Origin of the sequence: Streptomyces sp. BK340 (assembly GCF_007827595.1) — a bacterium.
Lineage (GTDB): Bacteria > Actinomycetota > Actinomycetes > Streptomycetales > Streptomycetaceae > Streptomyces.
The window spans coordinates 94,302-118,776 of record NZ_VISR01000020.1 but is presented as its reverse complement, the minus strand read 5'-3'; the positions used below and the strand labels follow the sequence as shown (position 1 = coordinate 118,776).

The following is a 24,475-nucleotide window of genomic DNA, read 5'->3' as shown; positions in this document are numbered from 1 at the left end:
TCGATGTCAGATGCGCGCGATAGCTTCCCGACATGGGTGTCTATCTGGTGAGCGTCGGCGCGGAGGAATGGTTCGGTGACGAGGAGGACGGATGGGGTGAAGTTGCTTCGGCACTCAATGCTGAACTCAAGCGGCGGGGTCTGCCGCCCTACGAGGACGTCCCCGCCGAGACGGCCTTCGCACCTGGCTCAGGACAAGCCTTCGAGGAAAAGCTGACCCCCGATATGACCGGGTTTCTCACCTTGTGTCAGACGCACCTGTCACGGGAGGAATCGGAGATCCTCTGCGGCTGGACCGTGCTCGTGCCCTTCTCGCTCGATGAGGAGATCTGGTTGCCCATCGAATCCGACGACCACGAGTCCATGGTGGCCGGCGCTCCTCAGGTACTACCACTCGCCGAGAAGTTGGCGGCAGCCATCGATCTGCCAGCCGAAACCCCGGCAACATGCGACAACCTCGACCTGAGCACATGGTTCAGGCACCAAGCAAAGGAACTGGCCACTACTCGAACAGGACCGTGGACCAAGGACCTGGACACGGCCTTCTACGTCGCACTGTTCCTGCGCGCTGCACAGCACTCAATCCGGCGCGGCTGCCCCGTCGTCTGCACCTGAGGCCCCCCTCGGTCCCACTGGTCTCCCAGCAAAGATCACCCACCGTACACGCGTCACGGAAAGCGATCCAGAACCCCATTTGGTGAACTTGGGTGTGGTGTTGGCCGGTGGACTGACGGACGGCGCGAGTGGTCGGGCCCATGAAGGTGAAAGACAGAGCGTCTCCCGAGAGTTCTTGAATGGCGCGGGTCACTCATTCTCGGCGCGCCGGCGGGCGGCGAGGATGGCGACGTCATCCTCGTACGCACCGTTGGCCAGGCGGGCCAGGAACGTGTCGAGCATGGCGTCCAGAGGGCCGTCCGCCGGCAGGCTCAGCGCCTCGAGCGCCTGTACCGAGACGTCGATGTCTGTGCCGCGTCTTTCCACCAGTCCGTCGGTGTAGAGGAGCAGCGTGGCGCCGTGGTCCACGCGTACGGTGAGCGATTGGTAGCCACCGACTCCGGTGCCGATGGGTGGGCCGACCGGGAGCCACAAGACCTCGACGCCGCCGCTCGGTCGCAGGACGGCCGGCGGCAGATGCCCTGCGCTGGCCGCTGTGCAGGTGCCCGCCCGCGGATCCATGACCGCGAGAAGGCAGGTGGCCAGGCGGTCAAGGCCCAGTTCCGCGACCTGACGGTCGAACTCGCTGAGGACCTTGTCGACGGCCGTGCCGGAAGTGGCAATGGTGCGGAGCAGTGAGCGGTACTGGCTCATGGCGACAGCGGCCTGGAATCCGTGGCCCATCACGTCGCCCATGACCAGCAAGGTGCGAGAGTCCGGCAGGGGAATCGAGTCGTACCAGTCCCCACCGACGAGGACACTGTGGCCGGAGGGGATGTAGCGGGCAGCCACTTCCACAGCAGGGTGGGGGGTCCTGGGTTCGGACAGCAGGGCCCGCTGGAGTTCCAGAGCCATGGTGTGTTCGTAGCTGTAGCGGCGCGCGCTGTCGATGGAGAGTGCGGCCCGGTCGGCCAGCGCCTGGAGCGTCACGAGGTCGTCGTCGTTGAAGAGGCGCGATGCGCCGGCCCTTCCCAAAAAGATGACGCCGACCGGGCGGCCGGCCGTGATCAGGGGAGCGATGAGAAGTGAGTGGACGCCGGCCGCTCGGAAGAGCTTGGTTCGTTCGGGGTCTACGGTCACCTTCTGGAACAGCTCGTCCGAGGCCAGGTTGCCCAGCCACGGTCGCCCGGTGTCCAGGCAACGCCGTGTGGCGACGCCGCGGGGAACGTCAACATATGGTCCTGGTCCGCCCAGCTGGCGCAGCAACCATTCCATCCCAGGGGGCGCCACCCCCCTCGTCTTGCGCAGCCGCAGGAACCCGGGAGGAGGCGGGGGAGCGCCGGTGAACTCCTCTTCGACGATTGCCACCGCGGCCACGTCGGTCAATGAGGGAGCCAGGAGGTCGACCAGCTCCTGGCACGTAGTTTCGATGTCGAGCGTGGTGCCGACGCGCGTGGCCGCGGCATCCAGCAGGGCCAGCCGCTGATGCGCGGTCTCCAGATCGTCCAGATAGCGGCGCAGATTACTGATCTCCACGCTGATCCCGCACAGACACGGACCTAGTCCGGGCAGATCCACGCGGTGATAGACCGCTCGCCAGAGCCGTTGCCCCAGAGGCGAGGAGACCCCTGTCGTTCCTGAGATGGTCGCTTCCCGAGGTTGCCCATCCGCGAGCACCTCGCACAGAACGTCGTCCGGCCTCTGGAGATCCGGTAGCACTTCCCCGAGCGTTCGTCCCAGGAACGCCGAGGCGGGCAGGCCACTGACCTTGACCCATGCCGGATTGACGTACAGATGACGCAGCTGCGCGTCGAGAAGGACGATGGGAGCCAAGGTCCCCTCTACAAGCTGACACGCTGGAACGCCATCACCGTCCGGAAAGTGCCACTGCGGCATGGAGCCCTCACCATTCACAGGTTTCGTCTCGCGGCTATCGCTGGAGCCAATGCATACCCCGTTGATGGAGCGACCTCCCGCTTGAGCGTCCTCTCCTGTTGGAGCCGCAGGGCTGCTGCTGCACTGTGCCCGCCTCAATACAGGCGATCTGGCCCGTGGCGAGGCCCTGCAGGCCGACCAGGATGCGGGTCTGGATGGTGGGCCACGTCTGGTCGATGAGTCGGAGAGTGGGCATGACGCGGATGGTGGCGCGTGGGTCGCGGTAGACCAGCCGTTCCACCATGTCGCGGGTGGTGGGCGCAGCTGCCAGGACGTGTGTGATGACGTCCATACGCCGCATCTGCACCCAATCGACCGCGACGCGACGCACAAACTGCATCCCGCAGGCAGGGCCGGAGAGGACGTGTTGGGCGGCATCTTCCGGCGCCTGCCCGGTGTGCACGGCGCCGGCGGGCAGCATGAGCGTTCCTTGCAGGTCGGCGACGGCGAGGCAGTCGGTTCCGACTGGGACGAGGAGGGCGACGCCGACCACCGGGGGACGCCAGTTCTCGTAGGCGGCGTGATGCTTGGAGGGTGGTGTGGCAGCGGCGGCAGGCATCAGGCAGGGCCGCCTTGGACGGCCGAGACGATCTCGTTGAGATGGCGGGGCTTGCTGGTGCTGGGGATGGGCGCGATGTGGGGCCCGTAGTTGAGGAGCCAGTTCAGCGGTGCCTGCGGTCCGTGCGCTCGGGCCAGTGCGCCGGCGTCGAGGGGCCGGTAGGCCACGTAGGGGATGTCCAGTTCCCGGCAGAACTCCACGGTGGGGTCGTAGCGGTCTTGGGTGTTGAGGACGTTCTGTACTGCGGCGACGGGCTGATGCTGACGACCAGGCGGAGGTCTTCGGGCGTGACCTTCGACAGGCCGATGTGCCCGATCTTCCCCTCCTGCTGCATGGCCTGCGGGACGACGATCTGGTCGTCGAGCGCCACTTCGGGGTCGATGCGGTGCAGGTAGCACAGCTCCAGGCGTTACATCCGCAGGCGGCGAATGCTCGCCTCGACGCAGGCGCGAAAGTAGAACGGGTTGCCCAGCGGCCTCCACTGTCCCGGCGGGGGACGGACCAAGCCGACCTTCGTGGCGATCAGTACGTGTTCCGGGTACGGGTACAGGGCGTCCCGGACGAGTTGCTCGACCGTGTGGGGGCCGTAGGCGTCGGAGGTGTCGATGTGGCTGATCCCGTGGGTGTGCACGGCCTGGCGGAGCACGCTGAGCGTCGTCTCACGGTCGACGGGGTCGCCCCAGATGCCGGGGCCGGTCAGACGCATCGTGCCGAACCCGAGCCGGGACACGGTCTTGCCCGCGATGGTGATGGTGCCTGCCGGCGGCGGGGGTGTCATGTGTGGGCCTCCTTCAGGCAGTGCTGGACGGCGACCTCGACGGTGTGGGCCGGGCTGTCGGGGTCGCTGGTCACGCGCTGGTGGGGATGTTGTCCTCGGCCAGGAGGTGGTGCGTGTGCTGGTCGACGAGGCGCCGGTAGCGGGGGTCGTAGTCGTGGCCCGTGTTGACGGCCACGCTCTCGTCGAGCACGGTCGCGAACAGCAGGTCGTACTTCGGAAGTTGGGTGGAGGCGAGTGCGTGCAGGCGTTCGCGCTCCAGAGGGGGTGCCGTGTCGCCGCGGAACTCCAGCTCGGCGTACCAGTAGGCGATGGCGTCGTAGGAGGCCCGGTCGGCAACGACGACCTCGGCGCCCAGGGCGAGCACGCTGGTCTCGTCGGCGATGCCCTGCGTGATGATCCATTCGGTCGACCGTTCGATGTGGTGCTGCATTTCTGGCAGGCCGGCCTTCGCCGCGCGCTGGCCGAGCCGGCCGGTGCGGGCCACGGTGAGGCCGTGGCCACGCAGCTCCATCTCGATGCGCTTGAGGAGCGTTGTCTTGCCGGTGGAGTGGGTGCCGAGCACGCCCATGCGGATCGGCGGGGAGGTCACCACAGGGTTGAGTCCCTTTCAGGTTCGGGGGCGCCGGGCAGGCTGGGCGGCACGGCCGCGGCGACCAGCTGGTCCCAGGTCTCGTATCGGGAGGCCATGGCGATGAGGAGCTGGGCCGTGGCGTACGCGTCGAAGGTGGCCCGGTGCCGCTGCGCGGGGGCCTCGCTCAGGTCGGGCTGGATGTGCTTGATGAGGTCATCCAGGCTGTAGCCGTCCAGGCCCGGGAAGGCCTTTCTGGCCAGGCGAAGAGTGCCAGCACTCCGGCCGGCTGCCACGACGGCAGGCGGGCCAAGACCACGCGGTAGTCCGTGTCGGCGTTGTGCGCGCAGATCCAGGCGGTCCCGAGGAAGCCGTGCACCTCCTCGGCGATCTCCGACCAGGCGGGCTTGTCCGCCAAGTCGCTGTTGGACAGGCCGTGCACCCGGGTCGCCCACTGCGTGACGGGCCGGTTCGGGCGGGTCAGCCACGCCCTCGCGGTGGTCTTGTCGGGGCGGCCGTCCCGGATCGGCAGGGCGGCCACCTCAACGAGGTCGGGCGGAGCAGTGCCGTTGCCCTCGACATCGAGGACAAGCAGCGCGGGCCAGGTACTGAAGATCATGCGGGGCCGGTTCCGATCTCCGCCTCCCAGCCGATGCGGGCCCGGCCGTGCTGGCGGTACAGGTGGGGGTGCTCACGGGCGTGGCACTGGTAGCCGAACCCGTGCTGCAGGTAGTAGCGGGGCGGCCCGTCCAATCCCTCCACGACGATGGCACGGTCGCTGTCCTCAACGGCACCAACAGCCCCGAGGGAGCGGGCCGCACGATCGACGATCGCCAAGTCCGGCATAGCCCGGAATGTCGGTGCTGTGAGCAAGGCACTCTCCATGTCGGGGGATGGGTGGGTGGAGCCGTCCGACGGTCCGGGCCCAGGTGGAGGGGAGAGGGCAACCGGACCGCCGGACGGGGTCTATGCGGCGAGGGCCGTCAACGCGTCGACGTCGACAGGCGTACAGTCCGTGCCTCGGGGGCGTCCTGGCCGGCGAGGTGTGCGGCGGATGCGGTGGCAGGGCAACGCGGAGAGCCGACGACCGGCGGCCTGGCATCCTGCACCGCCCCGGGAGGGTCACTCACGCCGGGACGGTGCGGGGGTCTGGCGCTGTGTCGCTCTGTCAGGGGGCCCGTTGCGCCAACGAGCTGAGGCGGAAGCAATTGCTGGCCTGAGCCACTTGGCGCGGTGGAAAGAGGCAGGGATCGCGCGGCCAGATCGTGCAGGGTGAGGAGCGATCGGGTGAGGGTTGCCAGGTCGTGGAGGTGTTCGGGATCTCGGGCGTCGGCGAAGCCCACGGCCAAGGCCTCACGTGCACGGGTGATGACGTGCATGGCGGTGTGACGAGTCTCCCCGCGCAGTACGGTGACCTGGCCTTCGATGTTCAGGACAAGCACCCGGAGTTGACCGCGGAGGAGCCCCGCCAGGTGCGCACGCTGCTCGTCGCTTCCCAGGTCCGGGCGGCCGATCCGGGGCTCGCCCAGCACGGTGCTGTACGTGCGCCGTATCAGGTCGACGTTGATCTGCACCGATGCGGCCGACGCCACGGCGGCGGTCATCGGCCTACCGCCTCTCGGGGCGCCGGGGTCTCGATGCCGACCTCGGCCGGGTCCAGGACCGTGCACCGGGCGAGCGAGGCGGCCAGCTGGCCCCCGACCACCCATCGTGCGCGCCAGCTGGTCATGAGGAACACGTCCATCTCCCCGCCCACCAGCCCGAGCGGGCCGGTGTAGAAGCGCTGTCCGTAGACGGCGTCGAGGATGACGTCGCCGACCCGTACCGGTACGACTCCCTCGCGCCGCAGATGCGGGCACAGGCGGGCGGCGACGGGTGCGCATGAACGGCACACCGGCGGGTGCACGGTCATCTCCCCATGGGGCCACTTCGGTCCTTCGTCCCGGTGGTCTTCCAGCAGCCACAGCCATCCCCGCTTGTCGCGGTCCGCCGGTCCGCCGCACACCTGGCACAGGAACTTCCGCATGGCGCGGCGCTGCCGCGGTCCGTGCACGACTTTCCAGAGCGGTTCTCCTACCCCCTGATTGATTGCCCAGGGCTTCCACAGCAGCCCGGCAGATCCGCGACCCGGCGTGGGGCCGGCATAGGCGATGCCTCCGCCCACGACGATGACGGGCGGCTGCAGTACCTGCTCGCCGCTCCACGCGGTGATGTAGGGGACGGGACGGCCCTTGTGCATGAGGAGTTCGGACATGACTCTCTCTGTCGGTGACGGGGTGGAAGAGGAGGGCGTCGGCCATGAACGACGGGGGGAGCGCCCACGGCCGACGCCGGTCTATACGTCGCCCAGCTCGGACGGCAGATCGGGGCAGGGCAGTGGGGTGTCCGGCGCGGCCGCGGCCGCCTGGGGGCCGGCGGTGTCGTCGTACACCTGGATGCCGAGCAGGGTGATGGCGGCGACGTGGCCGGCCGCCCACAACGTGCCCAGGGCTGCGGATACCGGGTCGCGGGGCCGCATGAGGCTCATGCTGCTGCCTCCTTGGCCAGAGGAACGAGTGCCTTGACCGTCTTGCCGACGACCGCGTCACCGGCGTCCCGCTTCTCCTCCCAGAACAGGTGGGCCCCAGATCTCTTCACCCAGCCCAGGCCGCTGCCTGCGGGGTGAGCGTCGGAGTTCACCGCATCGAAATTGGGGAAGACGGGATCTGCGTCGTCCACCTCGATCAGGAGGTCTTCCGTCTTCGGGAGCACCGTCAGCCGCAAGGCGACACAGCCGTTGCCGAAGGGCTTGCCGTGTGCGGCCGCGTTACTCACGAGCTTGTCGGCGATGCGAGCGGCCACGTCCACATCCCCAGGCCAGCCGGCCACCGTCAGCCGAGGACGTGCCCTGAACCGAGCGTTGGCGCCAGCCGCCTCATTCGCCACCAGCCTGGTTTCCCACTTGAAGCTGGGGTAATCCGGTTCGAGAGACACAAGGACCAGGGCGGAGTGCACCGGGTGTCCGGCGGCTGCGGCGTTCTCGGCACCGGGAGGGGGACACACCCAGGCCTCGGGCGTGGGAGTCTCCACGCCTCTTATGCATAAAGCGGGCTGCTGCGTTGGAGGGTTCACGGGGAGACTCCCAGTTTCTGTGCTCGGTTGTGCACTCTCAGCGAAGTAGGCGATCAGAGTTCACCCACTGCACGTGGCCTCGCCATGGCCTGCCACGTGGCCTCTCCGTCACTTCCAGGCGACACAGGTGGCCTCGGGGTAGCTTTGAAGTGGCTTCTGTGCGGGCTGGGTTGCCGCGGCGAGCAACGGCGGTATCCCCTTCCCGGAGAAGGGATCGATTCGTAGGCCGGCTGACTGCGGCGCCGCGGACTGGGGGCGGTATGAGAACTGCTGAGCCGAGAACGCTGCTCGCGTGGCTGTGTGATCGGGACAGACTTGTCTACCGCCAGTTCGAGGAGCGGTTCATCGAGGTCGGTGTCCGGCTGTTCGGGAACAGCCCCAACAACCCGACCTGCGGCGAGTCGTAGTTCCGGCGGTGGACCGGCGGCAGGTTACGAACGTTGCCCGGCCCTGCCACCTGCCGAATTCTTGAGACGATGTGGCCGGAATACACAGCTCACCAGCTGTTCGGGCCGCCACCGCAGAACGATCCCCAGGCACCCGCGAATGACCTGGAAGAGCGAGTTGGAATGACCGCAGAAGAAGCCCTTGAGGGCGCCGACGCGACTGCTTCAGCGTCCATCTCCGACAACACCATCGATGAACTGCGAGACCAGGTGACAGCCATCGCTCAGCGGTACCACCTGAAGTCACCAGGCGAGTCCTACGAAGAAGCCGACAGGCTGCGCCTGACGATCGAGCGTCAGCGGGATCGGACGCAGGTTCCCGTCCAGCAGCAAGAACTCATGATCCTGAACGGGCAGACCGCCGCCCTTCTCTCGGTCGCCGCGTTCGATCTCGGGTACTTCCCAAGCGCCCGCAGCCTGGCGCGTACGGCCGCCGTGTTCGGCGAAACCACCCGATTCACACCGCTCCAGGCCTTCGCCGACGGCACCTTGGCCTACATCGCGTACCACACGGGCAACCCCACCGACGCTCTAGCGAAGGCCACCCGCGCTCTGTCCTACGGTGGCCTCGGGGACATGGCTCAGCGGCGGCATCAGGCCATCAAAGCCCGGGCGCACGCGCACCTTGGCGACGTGACCTCAGCCCGGCAAGCGATCCTGCTGTCCGCGCAGGACGGCCAGGACCGCCGGGACGACCTGCACGACGGGGTAGGCGGTGAGTTCGCCTTCCCCCTAGAACGGCTGGCCATGTCCACCAGCACCACGGCCCTGCTCATCGGCGACGCCGTACAGGCCGAAGCCGATGCGCGGCGCGCCCTGGAACTCATCGGGCAGCGCCCGAGTGAGGAGCAGTCGGCCCACGTGCGGGCGGGAGCGGCCGCGGACCTCGCGCTCGCACGCCTCCTGGCCGACGACGTGGACGGCGCGGCCGAAGCCCTGCGTCCGGTGTGGGACGTCCCGGCGGAGCACCGTCAGACGGGCATCGTCGTCCGTACGGCCCGCATCCGGCAGCACCTGGCCCGGCCCGAGTACCACGGCGCCCATGTCCCCACAGCGCTGGTGGAGCGGATCGAGGACTTCAACCGCGTCTCCCCGCCGCACCGCATCGGCCCGCGCATCGGGTTCCTCGCGATCGAGAGCTGACCTACAGAGAGGCGAGCATCTTCGCTTCCTTCTCCGGGGCGATCCCGTGCTCCGCCCACCGCGGGTGGTCCACGGGACGCCCGTCCCCGGCCCACCACCGCCACGTGTCCCGGACCGTTTCGGCGAGCGGCCGGCACTGAAGCCCCATCGCCACGGCGCGGCTGGAGTCGACAGCCCACACTCCGGCATGAGTGCGCCACAGGGGCAGCTCCGTCCACTGCTTCACGCCCTGCTCGATCAGCACCGCGGGATCGACCCACGCCGGTGCCCCGGCACCGCCCGTCTCAGCAAGGCACGCCTCGAGAAAGCTGCGGAACGTGATGCCCTCGGGGTGAGTGACGTTGAAACCGCCGCTCGCCGAGCCAGCCGCCTGGTCGAGGGCGAACCGCGCCACGTCACGCACGTCAACAGGTTGGATGCGCTGTTCGGCCGGGGCGGGGGCGAGGATGCGGCCGCCCCGCTTGGCACGCTCCAGCCACCACGGCAGTCGGCCGACGTACTCACCGGGGCCCAGGATCACGCCCGGGCGCAGCAACACAGCGGCGCCACCGAACACTTCCGTCACGGCGCGCTCCCCGCCGGCCTTCTGGAATCCGTACTGGGTGGGTGAGCCGTCCGCACCGGTGTAGCCGTACGACTCATCGGCGTCCGGCGGGCATTCGAGCAGCGGCGACGTGTCGGAGAGCGGCTGGTGCGGCCATCCCTCGTACACGGACACGGTGGAGATGTGCACCCATCGACGGGCGGCCGGGCGTAGTGCGGTCGCGGCCGCCAGGACGTCACGCGGCGGGAGTTCGGAGCTCGATGTGTCGATCACTGCGTCCCACGGTCCTTGCCAGGCAAGGCGCTCCAAGTCGATGCGGTTCGTCCGGTCCCCGTGGACAGCCTCCACGCCATCCACGTCGCGGCCGGAGAGCCCCCGGTTGAAGGTGGTGACCTCCCATCCCCGCGCCAGTGCGCCCTCCGCGATGTGCTTGCCCAGAAACCACGTCCCGCCCATGACCAGAAGTCTCATGAGATGGATCCTGCCGTGCCGGACCATACGGACGGAAGGGTGGCTCGCTGTAGGGGTTGGCGACTCAGGTGTGCCACGAGTGCCTGCCATGGCACGCGGAAGTCGTGGTCGTTGACGGGGAGATCCTCGTCAGGGAGTGGCATGCCGTCGGATGTCCGCAGTTCGAGCAGCTCATCGGGGACTGATAGGGAATCCGTCACTCGGGGCTGGGACACATCACTGATGGGTGATGATGTTGCGGTGAGTCCGGACCTGAGTAACTACGAACTCCTCCGGCCCGCAACGCTGTTCGTGTCCGAGGGCCAGCGCATCCTTCGGTCCTCGCGCTCCTCTTGGGAGGGCCGGGCGATATGGCTCATGAGGGAGGCCCTGGCCGGCACCACGGCGGTTGCCGACTTCGAGGACCTGCCCAACCACACTGTGCCCACGGACGACCCCTGGGCAACAACCACCCCCGGCTGGGGCAGGCGGACCGGGGCAGACCAGCGGGAGTGGTTCACCGAGCTCGTCAGCCGTGCAGCCGAGATCAGGCACGCGGCCGCCCCCGGCCCTACTGGTCGCAGCGACCTCTCGCACGACGGCAGCACGCCACGGGACACCCGGCGCGAACTTCGCACGAATCATCAACGAGTTCGCCGACAACGGCTACCCCGTCGAAGTGTTCGGCGAGGAATGCGTCGACGACCCCCATGATCTCCGGAGGCCTCCGAGGTGATCGGCCGGCGCCTCGGCATCCCTCACCTGCGGCCCCTGGCCCCGGAGACGTGGAACGAGGACACCTTCTACGGCCTGAGCGAGGTGTTCCACGACCTGGTCAGCCGCCCCCGCATGCGCCGTTTCCACGACTGGAACATGTGCGGGTGGCACCACTCGGAGTTCCACAACGGCCCGGCACGCCTCTTGTACCGGTGGAAGGTCAACCAGCTGCTGCGTGAGGCCGGCATCGAGTACGAACTCGCCGCCGAAGGCGAGGATCTCGGGCGCTTGGTCGCCATCACCGACGACGCCCGTCGCACACTGGTGCACCGCGCACTCAACGAGCGCCCCGGGCGTCACCCCCCGGATCCGCCACGCCATCGCGCTCTTCCGGGGACGCGACACGACAGCCGAGAGCAAGCGATCGGCGATCGTCACCCTCGCGGGTATCCTCGAGGAACGCCGCACCCTGATCAAAGACCAGGTTGGCAAGCCTGACGAAGGCGCCCTGTTCGAAGTTGCCAACCGCTACAATCTGCGCCACCGCAAGGCAGACCAGCGCGGCGACTATGACGAAGCGTTTCTGGACTGGATCTTCTGGTGGTACCTCGCCACGGTGGAGCTGACCAACCGGTTGATCGCGTCACCGGGCGCTGATTGAGGCTGGCGGCTCAGTCTTCGAAGCCCCGGTCGAAGGCTCTGACGTTCGTAGGGCTGGCGGCGTGACTGGTCGCGGTAGTTGTCACCGAGAACGCGCCGCGAGCTGCGGCTTCGCCTTGCGCTGGTGACGCTATCTGTCACCAGTTGGTCGAGACAGTTGTTACCAGACCGGGGTGGTCACGCGAATCGTCCCCCCCCAGGCCGTCAACTGGCTGATTTGAACGGATGCACTAGCTCTGGGTGGTAGCGCCTCGCGGCCATGGCGGCGTGCTATGCGAGGGTTGTACCTGTGCCATCCGGCTGGCCTGCGCCCGCTCGGCGGTTGGTAGCCGCCGAGCGGGCTCTACTCCTTCTGTTTGGCGGCGTCGTGCTCGCGGATCGTGGTGTCGAGGGCGTCGAGAAGGCCGCGCAGCAGCTCCGCGGCCCCGTCCCCGTGCTCGCTCAGCGCCCATGAGAGGGCCTCGATGTGGCCGAGGACCGGGGCGCCGCCGCCGGACGCGGTCTTGAGGATCTGCGCCACCTGGCCGCGGTTGATGGGCCTGCCCTTCTCCATCAGCGAGGCCAGGTCGGCGGTCGCGGTGCGCAGCCAGCCGAGGCCGTCGGCGGCGGTCGCGGGAGCCGCCTTGTGGGCGGGCGGGCGAAGGGCGGCTTGGTCCAGGACCTCCAGCTCCAGCCCAACCGCTTCGCACAGTTCTCGCGCGGTGTCCCGGACTTCCTGTCCGACCGGGGTGACCGAGGCGAGCAGGTGGACGTCGGCTCCGAGCCGCTGGCTCAGCGCGACGTCCCGTCGGAGCTGTGCCTCGTCGAACTCCGAGGCTGAGGTCTTCACCTCCCCGGAGAGGACCTTCCCGTCCCAGATCCCGAAGATGTCCACCTCCTCCTGGCGGCCGTCGCCGAAGGTGACGTCGGTGCCGGGGAGGAAGTGGGAGCGGGGCTTGCGTCGGCACAGCTCGGCGATGACGAGCAGATGCGGCAGCAGGCCGTTGTCACTGGCTCGGTCGGTGAAGCTGTCGAGCCGGTAGTGCACGGCGGGCGGCACGCTGCCGGACTGGTACGCGGACACGGCTCCGCAGCCGGGGCACCGAGGGGAGCCGCTGGTCTGGTTGAGCGGCACGAAGGAGCGGCTGGCGCACGAGGGGCAGGTGCTCTCCAGGCCGCGCTCGGCCCAGCCGAGGGCGCACAGTCGTTCCAGCGCAGCCGCCTGGTCCTCCGCCCGTACGTTGGGCAGTTTGTTGGCGGGCAGATAGCGGCGTTCGGACCGGCCGCCCCACGCGGCGGCCAGTTCGGCGAGGTCGGCGTCCGGGCTGCCGTCGGCCCGCAGCTCCTGCAGCCTTTTCATCAGCTCCTTGGACCGCGGTGTGGTCAGGGCGATGGCCGCCTCGTAGATACCCGGCTCGAGCAGCGCGGAGCTGTCGGCGCGCTCGGTCAGGGCCGCGCCCAGGCGGCCGGCCGAGGACAGCTGGTGCGTGACGGTTACGTCGTCCAGCAGCTGCTCGGTGGCCTGCGGTAGCAGGGGGAACGTCATCTGGACGGCCAGCTGATGGCTGATGGGGAGGAACGCGAGCTGCAGCTTGCCGTCCCGCCACTGGGCGTCGGGGTGGACGAGCCGGGCGATGGACGGGCGTGCGGGCAGGCCGAGCAGGGGCTCACCCCAGAACCTCACGAGGGCCCCGGCGTGCCCGTTGAACCGGACGGGCTGGGCGAAGCGCAGAGTGCTCGGCCCGTCGGCGAAGACCTGCACGTCGAAGGACGTCGGGACTCCGTAGTGGCGTTCGAGGGTCACCCAGTCCCACGGGTCCAGGTCCGTCCGGAAGGTGAACGGGGCGGTTCGAGCGGGCGGTGCGGGGATGCGCACTCCGGCCCGCGGCTCCTCGTTGGTGGCGTCCAAGCCGAGCGCAGAGGCAAGTTCCCGTAGTTGCCCCGGCGATGCCGAGCGGCTGACGAGGGCGACGTCGGGAGCGAACCGGCCCGGGCGGGACGCGAGGAGATGCGCCACCTGCTTGGGGAAATCCAGCCAGTGCCTGACCACATTGGCGCCGGGCAGTAGGAGCATCGGCATGTCGATCGTGTCCACCGGCCGCAGGGCTCGGGTGTTCCAGAAGTCGAGGCTGTCCGCCAACCCGTCTTCCTCGGCGACCCACAGGACCAGCGGCGTGTGCCCCGGGGTGGTGCTCCGGTACTCGCCGAACTGGTCGACCGTGCCCTGGATCCTGGTGTCGCTCTGCAGCTGGTATCGGCCGAACTCGTCCTGTCGCTCACTGACCCGGGCATGCTCACGCTGGCCCGGGTCCACGCCGCCGGCCACAGCCAACTGCCACAGCGGCCCATCGAGGCTCGCCGCGATCGGAGGATACGACCGATCCGTGAACTCCCTGACCCCGTCCGGGGAGCAGGTGAACGCCACCGCGTATTTCCGCATGTCCGCCAGCGCGACGACGGGCAGCCTCAGACTCTCCGCGATCTCCTCAGCAGCCAGAGGATCAGCATCGACATTGACGAGCGCCTCGACGCCAGCGATTCGGACGGCCTGCTCGTGCTGCTCGGACAGACCCGATGTCGAGGCCTCGACGATGGGCTCGGTCATACCGCCCCACCGAATGCTGGCTTGCATCACCGCGATCCGGAACCCGGCCTCGCTGCCGGCCGCAATCAGGTAGGCCGCCCGGGAGGGAAGGACAGCGGCCTCCATAGCGGCCTGCCCGAGATATCTCCTCGAATTCACGACGCCAAGCCTCCCACTGTCACCGCCGAGCGCGGCACGAGTTGACCCAGAACGGTGTGACTGGTCGCGGTAGTTGTCACCGAGAACGCACCGCGAGCTGCTGCTACGCCTCGCGCTGGTCACGCTATTTGTCACCAGTTGGTCGAGGGGTGGTGACGGTCTGCGCGACCAGGTGACAACTACCGCGACCAGTCACAGGCGGGCACCGATCCGAAAGCACCTAGACGGGGCTGATGCTCCTATTGATCGTCAAGCCCTGAGGGCGGGCTGAGCGCCTTATTGTGGCCGGGTGCGGTACTTGGCGGAGTCGTTCATTCTTGGGGCCTTGCGGCGGGGTCGTTCGGTCGAGCAGTTCCTTGGGCCGTGCGGCTCGGCCGAGCGGCCTGGTGTGCGCTATGTCGAGGTTTGTGCGACGAAGGGGCCGTTTGAGGTCTATCTCCACGCAGTCGAGGATGTCGGCAGCGAGAGCTTCTTGGACTTGGGCGAGTTCCCGCCGTTCGATCCAGACGACGAGGCCAGCGAGTTCGGCCTGCTCCTGGGCACGGCTGAGGACCCGCTGGCCGCGCTGCAGATTGCCGAGCAGCGTGCCGGAGCCGAGCGGGGCCAGTGGGTCAACGAGGGCGTCGTCCAGGACGAGTACGGCGACTTCGTTCGCGCTGGTCGGCTCGCGGGTGTCTCCGCCGAGGGCCGTCGGCGGCCGAACGTGCCGGACGTGGTGTGACCTCGCGTGTGATCAAGCGGCGTTGAGCCAGTTCCGGTAGGTGCTGGCGAGCTCGTCGTCGCGGCGAAGGCCGCGTTCCAGGTTGGAGATGGCGGTCGGCCAGAGTCCGAAGTGGCGGGCGGCGGCGGTGAGCGTGATGTTCTTGGACTGCCGTAGGGGCCGCAGGTCCGCGATGTCCGGGACGGTGACCGTGGTGGTCAGGCAGCGGAACATCTCCCGGACGATGGCCCGTTTCAAGAGCCGGATGATCTCCTTCTTCGTCCGGCCGGCGGCGGTCTGACGAGCGACGTACTCGCGGGTGCGGGAGTCTCCGGCCATGCGGACCAGGGCAATGCGGTAGAGGGCCGCGTTCGCGTCCCGGTCACCGCCCCGGGAAAGGCGGTGCCGGTTGGTTTTGCCGCTGGAGGCGGGGACCGGTGCGGCTCCGCATAGGGCGGCAAAGGAGGCCTCGGTCCGCATGCGCCCGGGGTTGCCGCCCGCCGTGATCAGCAGCTGGGCGGCGGTGTCGGGGCCGACCCCGTAGGCAGCCCGCAGACCGGGATTGCAGGCTGTGACCTCGCTGTCCAGGGCCCGGGTCAGCTCTTCGTGCTCGGCGGTCAGTTCCTTGACGCGCCGGGCGAGGCTCTTGAGCGCGGAGAGGACAGCGACGTGGACCGCGTCCCCAACCGGCCGCAGCCGTGCCAGGGCATCGGTGCGGTCCGTCCCTGTGAGGTGCCTGAATCTGGCGCGGATGGTTTCGGGCCCGGTGAAGAGGATGTGGGTGATCTGGTTGAGGGCGGCGGTCCGGGCCTTGACGGCGGAGCGGGCGGCGTTGTGCAAGGCGCGTATGCCGGCGACGGTGTCGTCCTTCGGGGTGCTGGAGGCCCGTCCGGACAAGGCCGCGCGGGCGGCGGCGTAGGCGTCGATGGGGTCGGACTTTCCGACGCGGCGGCGTTCGGCCCGGTCGGGCCGGTTGACCTCGACGACCAGGTGCCCATGTGAGCGCGCGGCGCTGGTGAAGCCGGCTCCGTAGGACGAGGTGCCTTCCACGCCGATCGCGATCACCTGGCCGTGGGCGTTCAGGAAGGCCAGGGCCGCCGCGTATCCGGCGGCGGTAGTGGTGAACTCGGCGTCCGCGAGATGGCCGCCGTTGTCGCTGATGACTGCGACGTGGAGGGGGTGTCAGCGTGGGAGTCGACCCCGCCCAACACGTGCTGGTCCGCGGTGTCCGCTGCGACCGCTGATGTCATGCCGATGATGCCTTCCAGCCGGTGGACGGCACCGGCCGGGGGCGCAGACAGGACATTGACGAGGCTACCGGCCAGGCTCCTATCAGGTCATGTTCCGCCCGGCCGGAGCCATGAGAACAGGTCCCGGTGGTCAGACAGAACAGCTTGAGGACAATCCAGCAGGGCGTCAGTCAGTGCCCGAGCCACGACCACCGGAACCTGAGTATCAGCATCAATGTCAGTACCTGGCGGCAGGATCGACCGGACGATCCGTTCACGGAGTGGGGGACGCCGTCAGTACGTACGAGTGGCCGCGCGATGCGAGCAGCGAGGACTCTGCGGTCTTGGCGCAGTGGCTCGGCGAGCACGGGTGGGAGGTTGATCCGACGGTGTTCAAAGCTGGTGCGCGGGGTCCGGCCGTCCAGATCCGCAAGGCTGCCGGTGTAACCGCCGTCGGCCCAGACCAGGGCCAGCAGGTGATGCGCGGCGGCGACCTGGGCCAGCAGGACTTGGGCCGCCGCACGGTCCCCGACATCCGCGCTGGTGACCATCACCGTGAGCAGGAGGCCGAGGGTGTCGACCACGGCGTGCCGCTTGCGGCCGTTGATGAGCTTGCCGCCGTCGAAGCCGCGGGTGCTGGCGCAGACGACGGCGTCCGCCTTGACCGACTGTGAGTCGATGACCCCCGCGCTCGGCTCCGGGGCCCGCCCTGCCTGCTCGCGGACCTTGCGGCGGAGGCGGTCGTGGAACTCCTTGACCATGCCGTGGTCGCGCCAGCGGCGGAAGAAAGCGTAGACCCGGTCCCACGGCGGGAAGTCGGCCGGCATGGCCCGCCACTTGACGGCGTTGTCGACCAGGTAGCGGATCGCGTCCAGTATCGCGCGGTGGCAGTACGCCTCCGGCTGCCCGCCCCGCCCGCGCAGCCAGCCCGGCACCGGCAGCAACGGTCTCACCACCGCCCACTCCGCCTCCGACATGTCGGTCGGGTAGCGGCGCTCGCGCACCGGGTGGTCGCCGGCGTTCCCGAACCGGTGAGCCAGGCAGTCACACGCAAGGGTGATCGAAGTGGACTCCACCCACATGATGTCGTAGAACTGCGACAACAGGGCCTCCTGGACAGCTTTTTGGCGTAGACACCCTTTGAGCTACCAAGAGGCCCTGTTCTCATGCGCGCCGGCCGCCGCAGTCACCCGATTGAGACTCCGGCCGACCGATACCGATCAGGATCGGGCCGGCGACAGCCACCGAGCTCGTGAGCCGAAGGCCGCGGGCAGGCGACAGCAGGTCGCCGTCATCGCCGGAACAGCTGGGAGTAGGGGCAGACATCCAGGGGCTCAGCCGGCCGATCCGCCCAGTGCCACCAGGTGTGACCCTCCGGGCACTTCCAGGCGTGTCGGCACACACGCTGCTTGTCCTCATCGCGGAGAGACAGGACAAGGCCCAGGCTCTTCATCACGCGCCCGCAGTCAGGGCAGTTCAGCGGCTCGGGGGCGTGGTTCACGGCGGACAGGCTAGCTCACCCGATCGAAACTCCCGTTCGGTCCACACCCCTCAAGATCGGAACGACAACAGCCTCTGAGAAGTTGTTCCACATACCCCCTTCGCTGGCCGAAGCCTGTTTGTTGTTCGGTTGAGTACGAACGCCGACAGGATGAGGTCACCGCGCTGTTCGGCGCTGACCGTGCCACCGGCGGTACCCGGTCGGCATGGGGCTGTGAGCTGACCGGACTCACCACGATCAGTTGTCCCCACCGCGAATCGTCTGCCGCCCGACCTGCCGATGAACGTGCGAAGGATGGCGTGATTTCGTATGGTTTCTATGCCCGGCTCTTACAGGACAGCAGGGCTCGGCGGTCCCGCGCTCCGATCGCACGTCGCGTGGGACCGCCCCGGACTCCCAGATCTGTCCGTGATCATTCACGTCTCCAGGCCTCATCGCTGGCGCCAGGACATAGGCTTGCGCGTGCCGATGTGCCAGTTCCTCCTGGCTAGTGGGGCCCGGTCAGTGAGATCCGGGCCCCACACCGCAGATCATGGGCTGAGGTCCCGTCGAGCCGGCGGTGCAGCATCGACAGGGTGGCTATCAGTTCCAGGAGGTTCCTAGCGGCGGCCCTGGACGTGATCAACGCCGGGGGGCTCCCCGTCTACGAGGGCGGGCAGGCCCCCGACTGCCCGGCGAGCGCAACGGTCTCGTCCAGGTCGAAGACAACATCGCAATGGTCCTCACCAGCCTTCACACCGGCGATGTCGACAACACCTCACCTTCCACACGCAAGCCCCGCAGCCAGAAGGCATTGAGTGGGAAGAGATCGTCGAAGTGTCACTGCACTCGGTACCGGCACAACTCACGGCGCGAGGTCTGATGAACGACCTCGACGAAGAGTTACCCGTCACCTCCCCACGGCCCAGGACGACCACCCGCTGCGTATCCATGCCCGTGGCCGGACACCGCCATCGACTTTGCCTCAAACGAGATCACCGAGCGGTACCTCATCCAGGTACAGCCCGCACCGGATCAAGAGGCGTCGGTGCTTCGACAGAGCGATAGCTGCGACGCCTGCATCCGGGCGCGTTGACTAGCACCAGACGGCAGGCGAGCGTGCTGGCACGGGCCTGAACAGCCACGAGGCCTAACCGGCAGTTACGGGCTCGGCCTCGCCTGTGGGTGCTGTCGGCTCCGGCACAGGGGCAGCGGTGTAGAAGACGGAGGAGCCCTGTTTGGCGCGCTGGGCCAGGCTCTTGGCCACGAGGTTTTCGAGTGTGGTGCGCACGACCGTGGTTGCGATGGTGCGGTCGGGGTGCGCGTGGCCGAGTGCCTCGGCCACCTCAGCCGCGGAGCGGGGTTCGCTCTGCTCGGTGAGGTGGCTGTGGATGAGGTTGACCAGGGTGGGCCGCGTACTGTTCACTGCCGTCTTCTTGCCGGCGGGCTTCGTGCCGGGCTGCTTCTTGGCCCTGGGGCGTTGTGCAGTGGCTGCCTTCGCCGGCTGGCCAGTGCCAGACGCCTTCGTCGTCTTCTTCCTGGGGGCGGGAACCGAGGTGCTGTCGGCGACGGCAGGCTCAGGGGCTGTTGCCGGGACACCGATGGCCTGCTGGATGCTCACCAGCACGGTGTGGTCATGCTGCAGTGCAGCCAACTGCTGCTGCAGTGCGGTGAGTTCCGCGGTGATCCGCTCCTGCTCTTTGAGGTTGCGTTCGAGGTCGCCGGCCACCTGGCTGGTGTACTGCGAAGTCAACTCTGTGCCGGCTGTCGTGTTTTCAGACATCAGTCTCCCCTTGGTTTCGTGCCCGGGCTGAAGCCCTTTGCAGGTCGTTGCGGCAGGTCAGGCACCCGGGCACCATGCGTGGTGCAGCGAATAATACGGGCGGGAAGCCCATTGTTTGCTGTGCGAACAGCACTTTGATGTCAGGCCCGCGTGCGGGAGCTGCGCGACCGGATGCCCTTGTCGCGGATCGTGCAGTGCAAACCCGCACCCTGATGTGCTGCGCGAACGGTCCCAGGGCACCTCGTCGCTGTCCCGCCATGGCGCCAGGCCGCCGGCGCGTGCACGGTAACCAGCTGGTCGGAGCAGCTCTGCGGTTTGGCAAGGAGAACTCCCGCCCCGGCGGGTGAGCACGTCCATGTCGACGATGTGCACAACGTGGGTCACTGGCGTGCGTGGCCGGGACGAGTGCGAGCAGCCGCAGTGCCGACGGTGAAGTGGTGGACAGGGCAGCGGGGTGGGGCGGCAGTGTGTTCTGCGGCCAAGTACTTGACCCAGAAACGTGGGGCGAGCAGTTGCGCCTCCACGGGTATGGACCTGAGGTCCGGGGGCTGAAGCCAGCCTTCAGTGGAACATTTCCACCCAGATCTCTGTGTGCCCACGCGGGCGGATGCTGCGCAGCAGGCCGGCAGATGAGATGAGGCCATGGGCTACGGCGCGCAGAGTGCACGGCAGGGCAAACATGTGGACGACGGGTGAGGTGAACGGGGGCAGGGCGGTGGCGAGGTCGGTGGGTGCTTCCCGTACTCGCATGCGATTTTCCGGCCTGGTCTGATGTGGCCACGGGGAGGGGCTGTCCACGACCCTGTCGGGGCGTTGACCTCCAGCCGCTGATCAACTAAGTGGTCGGCGCCGGAAGTCCTTCGGGGGTTGGTCACGCGGTGAGGCGGAGAGAGAATTCTTCCGGGTGATCGGCGGTGTGCCGGTCGAGCCTGGCCAGCAGATCGTCCAGGTCGGAGGTAGTGAACTTCCACTGGAACGGCTGTGCCGTGGCGTTGTAGCGGTCTTCGAAGGCTCGGAGCCGGTCCCCGACCTGGGCGAGGTCGGTGAAGTCGTTGGGCGAGACGACCTTGCGCTGGGCGACGGAGAAGTAGATCTCCACCTGGTTCAACCATGAAGCGTGGATGGGTGTGTGTACCATCACCGCGTTCGGGAACGCGGTGATCAGCCGGTCGGCGGCCTTCGTGCCTCGGTGGGAGGAGCCGTTGTCGACGATCCAGAACACGCGCTTCGCGCTGGCATAGGGCTCCTGGCTCATGACCTGGGCGACCAGGGTCATGAACGGTACGATCCCGGTCCTGGGCTCGGTACGGCCGAACACTTTTGCGTAGTGGACGTCGTAGGCGGCCAGGTACGTCAAGGCGCCTCCGCGACCGTAGGTGTGGTTCACGCGCATCGCGCGGGCCTGGCCGGGGGCGAGGGTTGGATGGCAGCGGCAGCGGGCCTGGATGGAGGTCTTCTCGTCCGCGCTGATCACGTACTCGTCCTCACCGAGCGGTTGGCCCTGCCAGGTGCGGGCGTACAGGTCCAGGACGCGCCCGGCCCTCGCGCGGAAGTCGGGGTCGGTGATGAAGATCCATGAGCGGTGCTGCCAGGGCTTGAGCGCGTCCTCGGCGAGCCAGCGGCGCACGGTGGAGGCTGACATAAGCGTAGCGATGCCCCGGGCGATGGCCTCCCTGGCCAGCTCCGGGCACGACCAGCGCGACAGCGGCACGCCGGTCTCGACGGGTATCTGGCAGGCCAGCGCCTTCACCTGGGCGGTCTGCAGCGCGGTGAACGTGGAAGGGCGACCGGGGCGGTGGCGGTCGGTCAGCCCGGCCAGGCCCTGCTCGGCGAATCGGCCTCGCCACCTGCGCACCGTGTCCAGATGCAGGCCGGTCTCCCGAGCGATGCGCGCGTTGGAGCGTCCACGTGCCGCGTGCAGAACCACCTGTGCCCGCAGACGCAGCCGGTACTGGGTCTTGTGGCCGTAGGCCATCTTCTTCAGCCGCTCACGCTCGGAGGCGGTCGGAGATATCGGGCGGGCCGGGGCAACGGGCATGAGGGGGAGGACCGATCGAAGGAAGTGGATCACGACAGCCCGTAGCTTGCCGTGCCCGGTCCCCGGCCCGCCCGGCACGACGGCGGTCGTGCCCCACCGCCGGAACACACCAGGCTGCTGCTCACCGGTGAGCCGGGCCAGCCGTCCGGCGCGCAGGCCTGGCTCACGGCCGAGACGCCTCATGAGGCCACGGACGACACGGTGGAGCCCATCGAGGGCCAGCTGAACGACCTGCTCAGCGATGAGCACCGCGTCGGGGACGACGGCGAGTCGTACGAGTGGAGCCAATGAACGACGGCTGGCCCCGGCCGCGCCGGGGGACGGGCGCGGGCGGGGCCAGCCGTGCGGGCAGCTCAGTGGGCGATCTCCGGGGCCTTGGCGCTCCAGCCGTCCGGCAGCCGGTCGAGGGCCATTCGCCCGCAAGGGAGTTTGAAGTAGCACTTTGCACTGCGCTCGTGTTCAGGGGCTGCAGCCCCTGAACACGAGCGCGGCCGCCGCCGGGCTCACGCTGGTCGGGTCCCGTTTGCGGGAGTCAGCAGTTGTTGGGCGGCACGTTCGAACTGTTGAGGACGACAGCGGTGCTGTTGACTCCGTCGGTACCGTCTACGGCAGGGACGGTGCTCTGCCCGGGTTCGGTCCAGGTGAAGTTGCTTTCGTTCTGGTTGAAGGTCCAGGTGCCGGTGACTTCCTTGACGACTCTGCCTTTTCCCAGCCAGCCGTACTCTCCTGGCGGAATCTTGATGTGGCCGTCGACCGTCGTCGTCGTGCTGCCGTTCCAAGCGTGATCGTAGTGGGCCTCGATGGCCGTGCTGACCTTGGCTTCGAAGACTTCGACACTGACTCCGGCTTCATACCCTACGGTCAGGGAACCGCCGACAGTGTTCTCCCAGCCGGCGCTGTCGGCGACGCTGATCTCCACCTCCTGCTCGGCCTTGGTGGCGTTGTAGGTCAAGGTGCCGTTGACGCAGGAGTGCTGGTCGACGTAGGCGTTCTCATCGCCGGTCCAGGTGAAGCCGCAGTTGTTGTCCTGGGCGCACAAGGCCAGGGCGTATCGCGTCGCGAGCTCGCTCAGGCCCGGCGCGGTGCCGGTGCCGGAGATGCTCAGCCGCCACTGGTCGGCAGCCGCTGAGGTATTGCATTGATCGGTTTCGCTGGGGAGCTCGCCCCTGTCGTTGCCCGTGCTGTCCAGGCTGGGGAATTCCGTGAGGCATCTGCCGTTGTCCACGTTCCGGATCAGGTACGCCCCCGGTGTGATGGAGGGTTGGATGTACCAGCGCTGTTGGGTCCGGGTGTTGCACTTCACTTGGAGAGTGCGGTCCCAATCGACGGAAGAAGGAAGGTATTGATCCGGGACGAAATCGAGGCACCGGTTGGTGGCCCTGTTCTTGAGTTGGAAGAACCCGCTCTTGTCCCGGATCATTGACCACCGCTGCCGGGGGGTGGTGACGCCGTTCTTCACGGGGGTGGCACCGACCCCCGAGGTGGGGTCGGTGGTGTCCTCGGGCGCCAGGGCGTGGCCTGTTGCCACGTTCACCACGCTCAGACAGGCCGTCGTGCCGGTGCCCGCGCACGGAGCGGGGCCGTAGCCGAGGATCTCCCAGTCGGCCCACTTGTCGCTGGGGGGCGGGTTGGACTCTTCCTGCGCGCTGTGCGCCAGACCGCCGGTTGCCTGTACGGCGACGGCTTCCAGACGGCCGTCCCGGTTGGCCGCAACGGACCAGCTGTTGGTCATCGCGCCGCCAAGACTGCTTGGTGTGCTCCACGAGTCGACGCTGCTGGGCTGGGTCTGCATCGTGTGCAGAAGGCTGTTGTCGGACTGGCGCGCGAAGACCTCCAGACGTCCGTCAGCGTTGGCGGCCACGTTGAGGTCGGTAACGGTGGCCACACCACCGAGAGGAGTACCCTGGCCCGTCAATTGCGTCCAGGAGCTTCCCCACTGCTGCTGGCCAGCCTTGTTCTGCGCGACGTAGTAAACGTTGCCTTTCGTGTCCCGGACGAAGACCTGCAGCCGCCCGTCCTGGTTGCGCGCCACGGCAGGGTAGCTCTGGACACCGCCGCTCAGGGTCGGAAGAGCCTTCCAGGGGCGCCAGTTCTTCGTGTTCGCCTTGTTCTGGACGCGGGTCCAGCAGTGGCCGTCGTTGCCCCAGTCGAACACCTGCAGCTGCCCGCTGCTGTTCATCGCGACAGCCGGCCGGCCGGCCAGCTTCACGCCGGTGGGGGCGTCCATAGAAGTCCAGGGGTCCCAGTTCTCCCCGTACACGCTGCCGGGCGCCGTCTGGACCATCGACTTCAGGGTGCCGTCCTTGCCCGCTCCGAAGACCTGGAGGCGTCCGTCCTGGTTCGCCGCGACCGTGACCCCAGTCGCATTGGCAAGGCTGCCACCATGCGTCACCCACGTCGTGCTCCAGGTGCTGTCACCGGTGGTTGTGGACGCCATCGTGGAGACGATGCCGCCATGGGTGGTGAAGACCTCCAGACGTCCGTCCGCGTTCGTCGCCACCACCGGGTCGGTGTCCGCGGCACCACCCAACGTGCTCCAGTCACTCCAGTCGGCGCCGGGTTCCCTCTGGCCGGTGTGCCAGACGGTGCCGCCGGCGACACGGGCGAACGCTTCCAGTTCGCCGCTCTTGTTCAGCGCCACCAGACGGGTGGCCTGCGGCACCTCAGCGACGGCTGTCGCGGGCGGAGGCGTGTCAGCCCAGGCCGGCGCCTGCAGGCAGGTGACCGCGGCCAGGACAGCGCCGAGCAGGGGGATGAGCATACCTACGGGCATGCGAGGACGTCCTGCCATGCAGCTTCCCTCCCGGAAACAGGCAGCCTCGTGCGGGAGCAGGTCCTCCCGGAGGTAGGCGATGGAATCTGCCTCTCTGACACGGTAGGAACCCATCCGCCCGGGGCCGTATCACCCGAACGGGCGAGGGCCGCTCGCACACCAAGCACATGCGCGGCAGGCGCACGCCCCGCGCGCGACCGGCGGTCGAACGTCATGCCGTAGCCGCGTGCGAATGCCGACTCACCG

22 protein-coding genes and 2 pseudogenes are annotated in these 24,475 nt (G+C 68.2%); 6 read left to right on the top strand and 18 right to left on the bottom strand.

The window, feature by feature from the left end; all coding sequences use genetic code 11:
• Positions 1–32: 32 nt before the first annotated feature.
• Positions 33–614, top strand: a complete 582-nt coding sequence (locus FB157_RS30155; RefSeq protein WP_145883810.1) for a hypothetical protein — start codon at positions 33–35, stop codon at positions 612–614.
• Between the two features lie 189 nt (positions 615–803).
• Here the strand turns inward: FB157_RS30155 and FB157_RS30150 are convergent, their stop codons facing one another.
• The 11 genes and pseudogenes from FB157_RS30150 to FB157_RS30115 form a co-directional block, all read right to left on the bottom strand.
• Positions 804–2,426, bottom strand: coding sequence for a SpoIIE family protein phosphatase (locus tag FB157_RS30150; protein WP_186581757.1), 1,623 nt, complete (start codon positions 2,424–2,426; stop codon positions 804–806).
• Positions 2,427–2,523: 97 nt separating this feature from the next.
• Positions 2,524–3,087 carry a hypothetical protein gene (locus tag FB157_RS47540; protein ID WP_186581756.1) on the bottom strand — a complete coding sequence of 188 codons (564 nt, stop codon included), beginning with the start codon at positions 3,085–3,087 and terminating at the stop codon, positions 2,524–2,526.
• Entirely contained in the window at positions 3,087–3,287 is a 201-nt protein-coding gene (locus tag FB157_RS48745) for a hypothetical protein (RefSeq protein WP_261386634.1), read from the bottom strand. Before FB157_RS48745 ends, FB157_RS47540 begins: the two co-directional genes overlap by 1 nt.
• Positions 3,191–3,793: pseudogene (locus tag FB157_RS30145) on the bottom strand (aldo/keto reductase). The gene FB157_RS48745 and the pseudogene FB157_RS30145 overlap by 97 nt, the downstream one beginning before the upstream one ends.
• A 142-nt stretch (positions 3,794–3,935) precedes the next feature.
• Positions 3,936–4,454, bottom strand: coding sequence for an ATP-binding protein (locus FB157_RS30140; protein WP_261386616.1), 519 nt, complete (start codon positions 4,452–4,454; stop codon positions 3,936–3,938).
• Between the two features lie 166 nt (positions 4,455–4,620).
• Positions 4,621–5,052, bottom strand: coding sequence for a 3'-5' exonuclease (locus tag FB157_RS30135; RefSeq protein WP_261386615.1), 432 nt, complete (start codon positions 5,050–5,052; stop codon positions 4,621–4,623).
• Positions 5,049–5,279 carry a hypothetical protein gene (locus FB157_RS30130; protein WP_186581755.1) on the bottom strand — a complete coding sequence of 77 codons (231 nt, stop codon included), beginning with the start codon at positions 5,277–5,279 and terminating at the stop codon, positions 5,049–5,051. The genes FB157_RS30135 and FB157_RS30130 overlap by 4 nt, the downstream gene beginning before the upstream one ends.
• Positions 5,280–5,416: 137 nt before the next feature.
• Complete coding sequence (locus FB157_RS47535; RefSeq protein ID WP_186581754.1) at positions 5,417–6,037, bottom strand: hypothetical protein; 621 nt, start codon at positions 6,035–6,037, stop codon at positions 5,417–5,419.
• Positions 6,034–6,687 (bottom strand): hypothetical protein, encoded by a 654-nt coding sequence (locus FB157_RS30125; RefSeq protein WP_145883808.1) that lies wholly within the window; start codon positions 6,685–6,687, stop codon positions 6,034–6,036. Before FB157_RS30125 ends, FB157_RS47535 begins: the two co-directional genes overlap by 4 nt.
• An 81-nt stretch (positions 6,688–6,768) precedes the next feature.
• Positions 6,769–6,960, bottom strand: a complete 192-nt coding sequence (locus FB157_RS30120) for a hypothetical protein (RefSeq protein ID WP_145883807.1) — start codon at positions 6,958–6,960, stop codon at positions 6,769–6,771.
• Positions 6,957–7,406, bottom strand: coding sequence for an ATP-binding protein (locus tag FB157_RS30115; protein WP_145883806.1), 450 nt, complete (start codon positions 7,404–7,406; stop codon positions 6,957–6,959). Before FB157_RS30115 ends, FB157_RS30120 begins: the two co-directional genes overlap by 4 nt.
• Positions 7,407–7,804: 398 nt before the next feature.
• On the opposite strand from FB157_RS30115, the gene FB157_RS47530 reads away from it, so the two are divergent.
• Complete coding sequence (locus FB157_RS47530) at positions 7,805–7,951, top strand: hypothetical protein (protein ID WP_186581752.1); 147 nt, start codon at positions 7,805–7,807, stop codon at positions 7,949–7,951.
• Between the two features lie 162 nt (positions 7,952–8,113).
• Entirely contained in the window at positions 8,114–9,133 is a 1,020-nt protein-coding gene (locus FB157_RS30110) for a DNA-binding protein (protein WP_145883805.1), read from the top strand.
• Between the two features lies 1 nt (position 9,134).
• On the opposite strand, the gene FB157_RS30105 is transcribed toward FB157_RS30110, so the two are convergent.
• Entirely contained in the window at positions 9,135–10,148 is a 1,014-nt protein-coding gene (locus FB157_RS30105) for an NAD-dependent epimerase/dehydratase family protein (protein WP_145883804.1), read from the bottom strand.
• A gap of 240 nt (positions 10,149–10,388) precedes the next feature.
• On the opposite strand from FB157_RS30105, the pseudogene FB157_RS49485 reads away from it, so the two are divergent.
• A pseudogene (locus FB157_RS49485) lies at positions 10,389–11,505 on the top strand (hypothetical protein).
• A gap of 342 nt (positions 11,506–11,847) precedes the next feature.
• Here FB157_RS49485 and FB157_RS30095 read toward each other — a convergent pair.
• Entirely contained in the window at positions 11,848–14,088 is a 2,241-nt protein-coding gene (locus FB157_RS30095) for a hypothetical protein (RefSeq protein WP_145883803.1), read from the bottom strand.
• 436 nt (positions 14,089–14,524) lie between these two features.
• On the opposite strand from FB157_RS30095, the gene FB157_RS30090 reads away from it, so the two are divergent.
• Positions 14,525–14,947, top strand: coding sequence for a hypothetical protein (locus tag FB157_RS30090; RefSeq protein ID WP_145883802.1), 423 nt, complete (start codon positions 14,525–14,527; stop codon positions 14,945–14,947).
• A gap of 12 nt (positions 14,948–14,959) precedes the next feature.
• On the opposite strand, the gene FB157_RS30085 is transcribed toward FB157_RS30090, so the two are convergent.
• The 4 genes from FB157_RS30085 to FB157_RS30065 form a co-directional block, all read right to left on the bottom strand.
• Positions 14,960–16,087 (bottom strand): IS110 family transposase, encoded by a 1,128-nt coding sequence (locus FB157_RS30085; protein ID WP_261386631.1) that lies wholly within the window; start codon positions 16,085–16,087, stop codon positions 14,960–14,962.
• A 259-nt stretch (positions 16,088–16,346) separates the two neighbouring features.
• Positions 16,347–17,258: an IS5 family transposase gene (locus FB157_RS30080; protein ID WP_145883801.1), complete on the bottom strand. Its 912-nt coding sequence runs from the start codon at positions 17,256–17,258 to the stop codon at positions 16,347–16,349.
• Between the two features lie 1,527 nt (positions 17,259–18,785).
• Positions 18,786–19,364 (bottom strand): BlaI/MecI/CopY family transcriptional regulator, encoded by a 579-nt coding sequence (locus FB157_RS30070; RefSeq protein WP_315903846.1) that lies wholly within the window; start codon positions 19,362–19,364, stop codon positions 18,786–18,788.
• Between the two features lie 925 nt (positions 19,365–20,289).
• A complete protein-coding gene (locus tag FB157_RS30065) occupies positions 20,290–21,456 on the bottom strand; it encodes an IS630 family transposase (RefSeq protein ID WP_261386610.1) in 1,167 nt (388 codons plus the stop codon).
• Positions 21,457–21,507: 51 nt separating this feature from the next.
• Between FB157_RS30065 and FB157_RS30060 the strand changes: the two genes are divergently transcribed.
• Positions 21,508–21,747: a hypothetical protein gene (locus FB157_RS30060; RefSeq protein WP_145883798.1), complete on the top strand. Its 240-nt coding sequence runs from the start codon at positions 21,508–21,510 to the stop codon at positions 21,745–21,747.
• A 241-nt stretch (positions 21,748–21,988) separates the two neighbouring features.
• On the opposite strand, the gene FB157_RS30055 is transcribed toward FB157_RS30060, so the two are convergent.
• Complete coding sequence (locus tag FB157_RS30055) at positions 21,989–24,217, bottom strand: RICIN domain-containing protein (RefSeq protein ID WP_145883797.1); 2,229 nt, start codon at positions 24,215–24,217, stop codon at positions 21,989–21,991.
• Positions 24,218–24,475 lie beyond the last annotated feature (258 nt).

Bases quoted from the DNA above. Each gene is read 5' to 3' on its own strand.
- FB157_RS30155 (WP_145883810.1), top strand. From the start codon at position 33: ATGGGTGTCTATCTGGTGAGCGTCGGCGCGGAGGAATGGTTCGGTGAC.
- FB157_RS47540 (WP_186581756.1), bottom strand. From the start codon at position 3,087: ATGCCTGCCGCCGCTGCCACACCACCCTCCAAGCATCACGCCGCCTAC.
- FB157_RS30135 (WP_261386615.1), bottom strand. From the start codon at position 5,052: ATGATCTTCAGTACCTGGCCCGCGCTGCTTGTCCTCGATGTCGAGGGC.
- FB157_RS30130 (WP_186581755.1), bottom strand. From the start codon at position 5,279: ATGCCGGACTTGGCGATCGTCGATCGTGCGGCCCGCTCCCTCGGGGCT.
- FB157_RS47535 (WP_186581754.1), bottom strand. From the start codon at position 6,037: ATGACCGCCGCCGTGGCGTCGGCCGCATCGGTGCAGATCAACGTCGAC.
- FB157_RS30125 (WP_145883808.1), bottom strand. From the start codon at position 6,687: ATGTCCGAACTCCTCATGCACAAGGGCCGTCCCGTCCCCTACATCACC.
- FB157_RS30120 (WP_145883807.1), bottom strand. From the start codon at position 6,960: ATGAGCCTCATGCGGCCCCGCGACCCGGTATCCGCAGCCCTGGGCACG.
- FB157_RS47530 (WP_186581752.1), top strand. From the start codon at position 7,805: ATGAGAACTGCTGAGCCGAGAACGCTGCTCGCGTGGCTGTGTGATCGG.
- FB157_RS30110 (WP_145883805.1), top strand. From the start codon at position 8,114: ATGACCGCAGAAGAAGCCCTTGAGGGCGCCGACGCGACTGCTTCAGCG.
- FB157_RS30105 (WP_145883804.1), bottom strand. From the start codon at position 10,148: ATGAGACTTCTGGTCATGGGCGGGACGTGGTTTCTGGGCAAGCACATC.
- FB157_RS30095 (WP_145883803.1), bottom strand. From the start codon at position 14,088: ATGACCGAGCCCATCGTCGAGGCCTCGACATCGGGTCTGTCCGAGCAG.
- FB157_RS30065 (WP_261386610.1), bottom strand. From the start codon at position 21,456: ATGCCCGTTGCCCCGGCCCGCCCGATATCTCCGACCGCCTCCGAGCGT.
- FB157_RS30055 (WP_145883797.1), bottom strand. From the start codon at position 24,217: ATGCTCATCCCCCTGCTCGGCGCTGTCCTGGCCGCGGTCACCTGCCTG.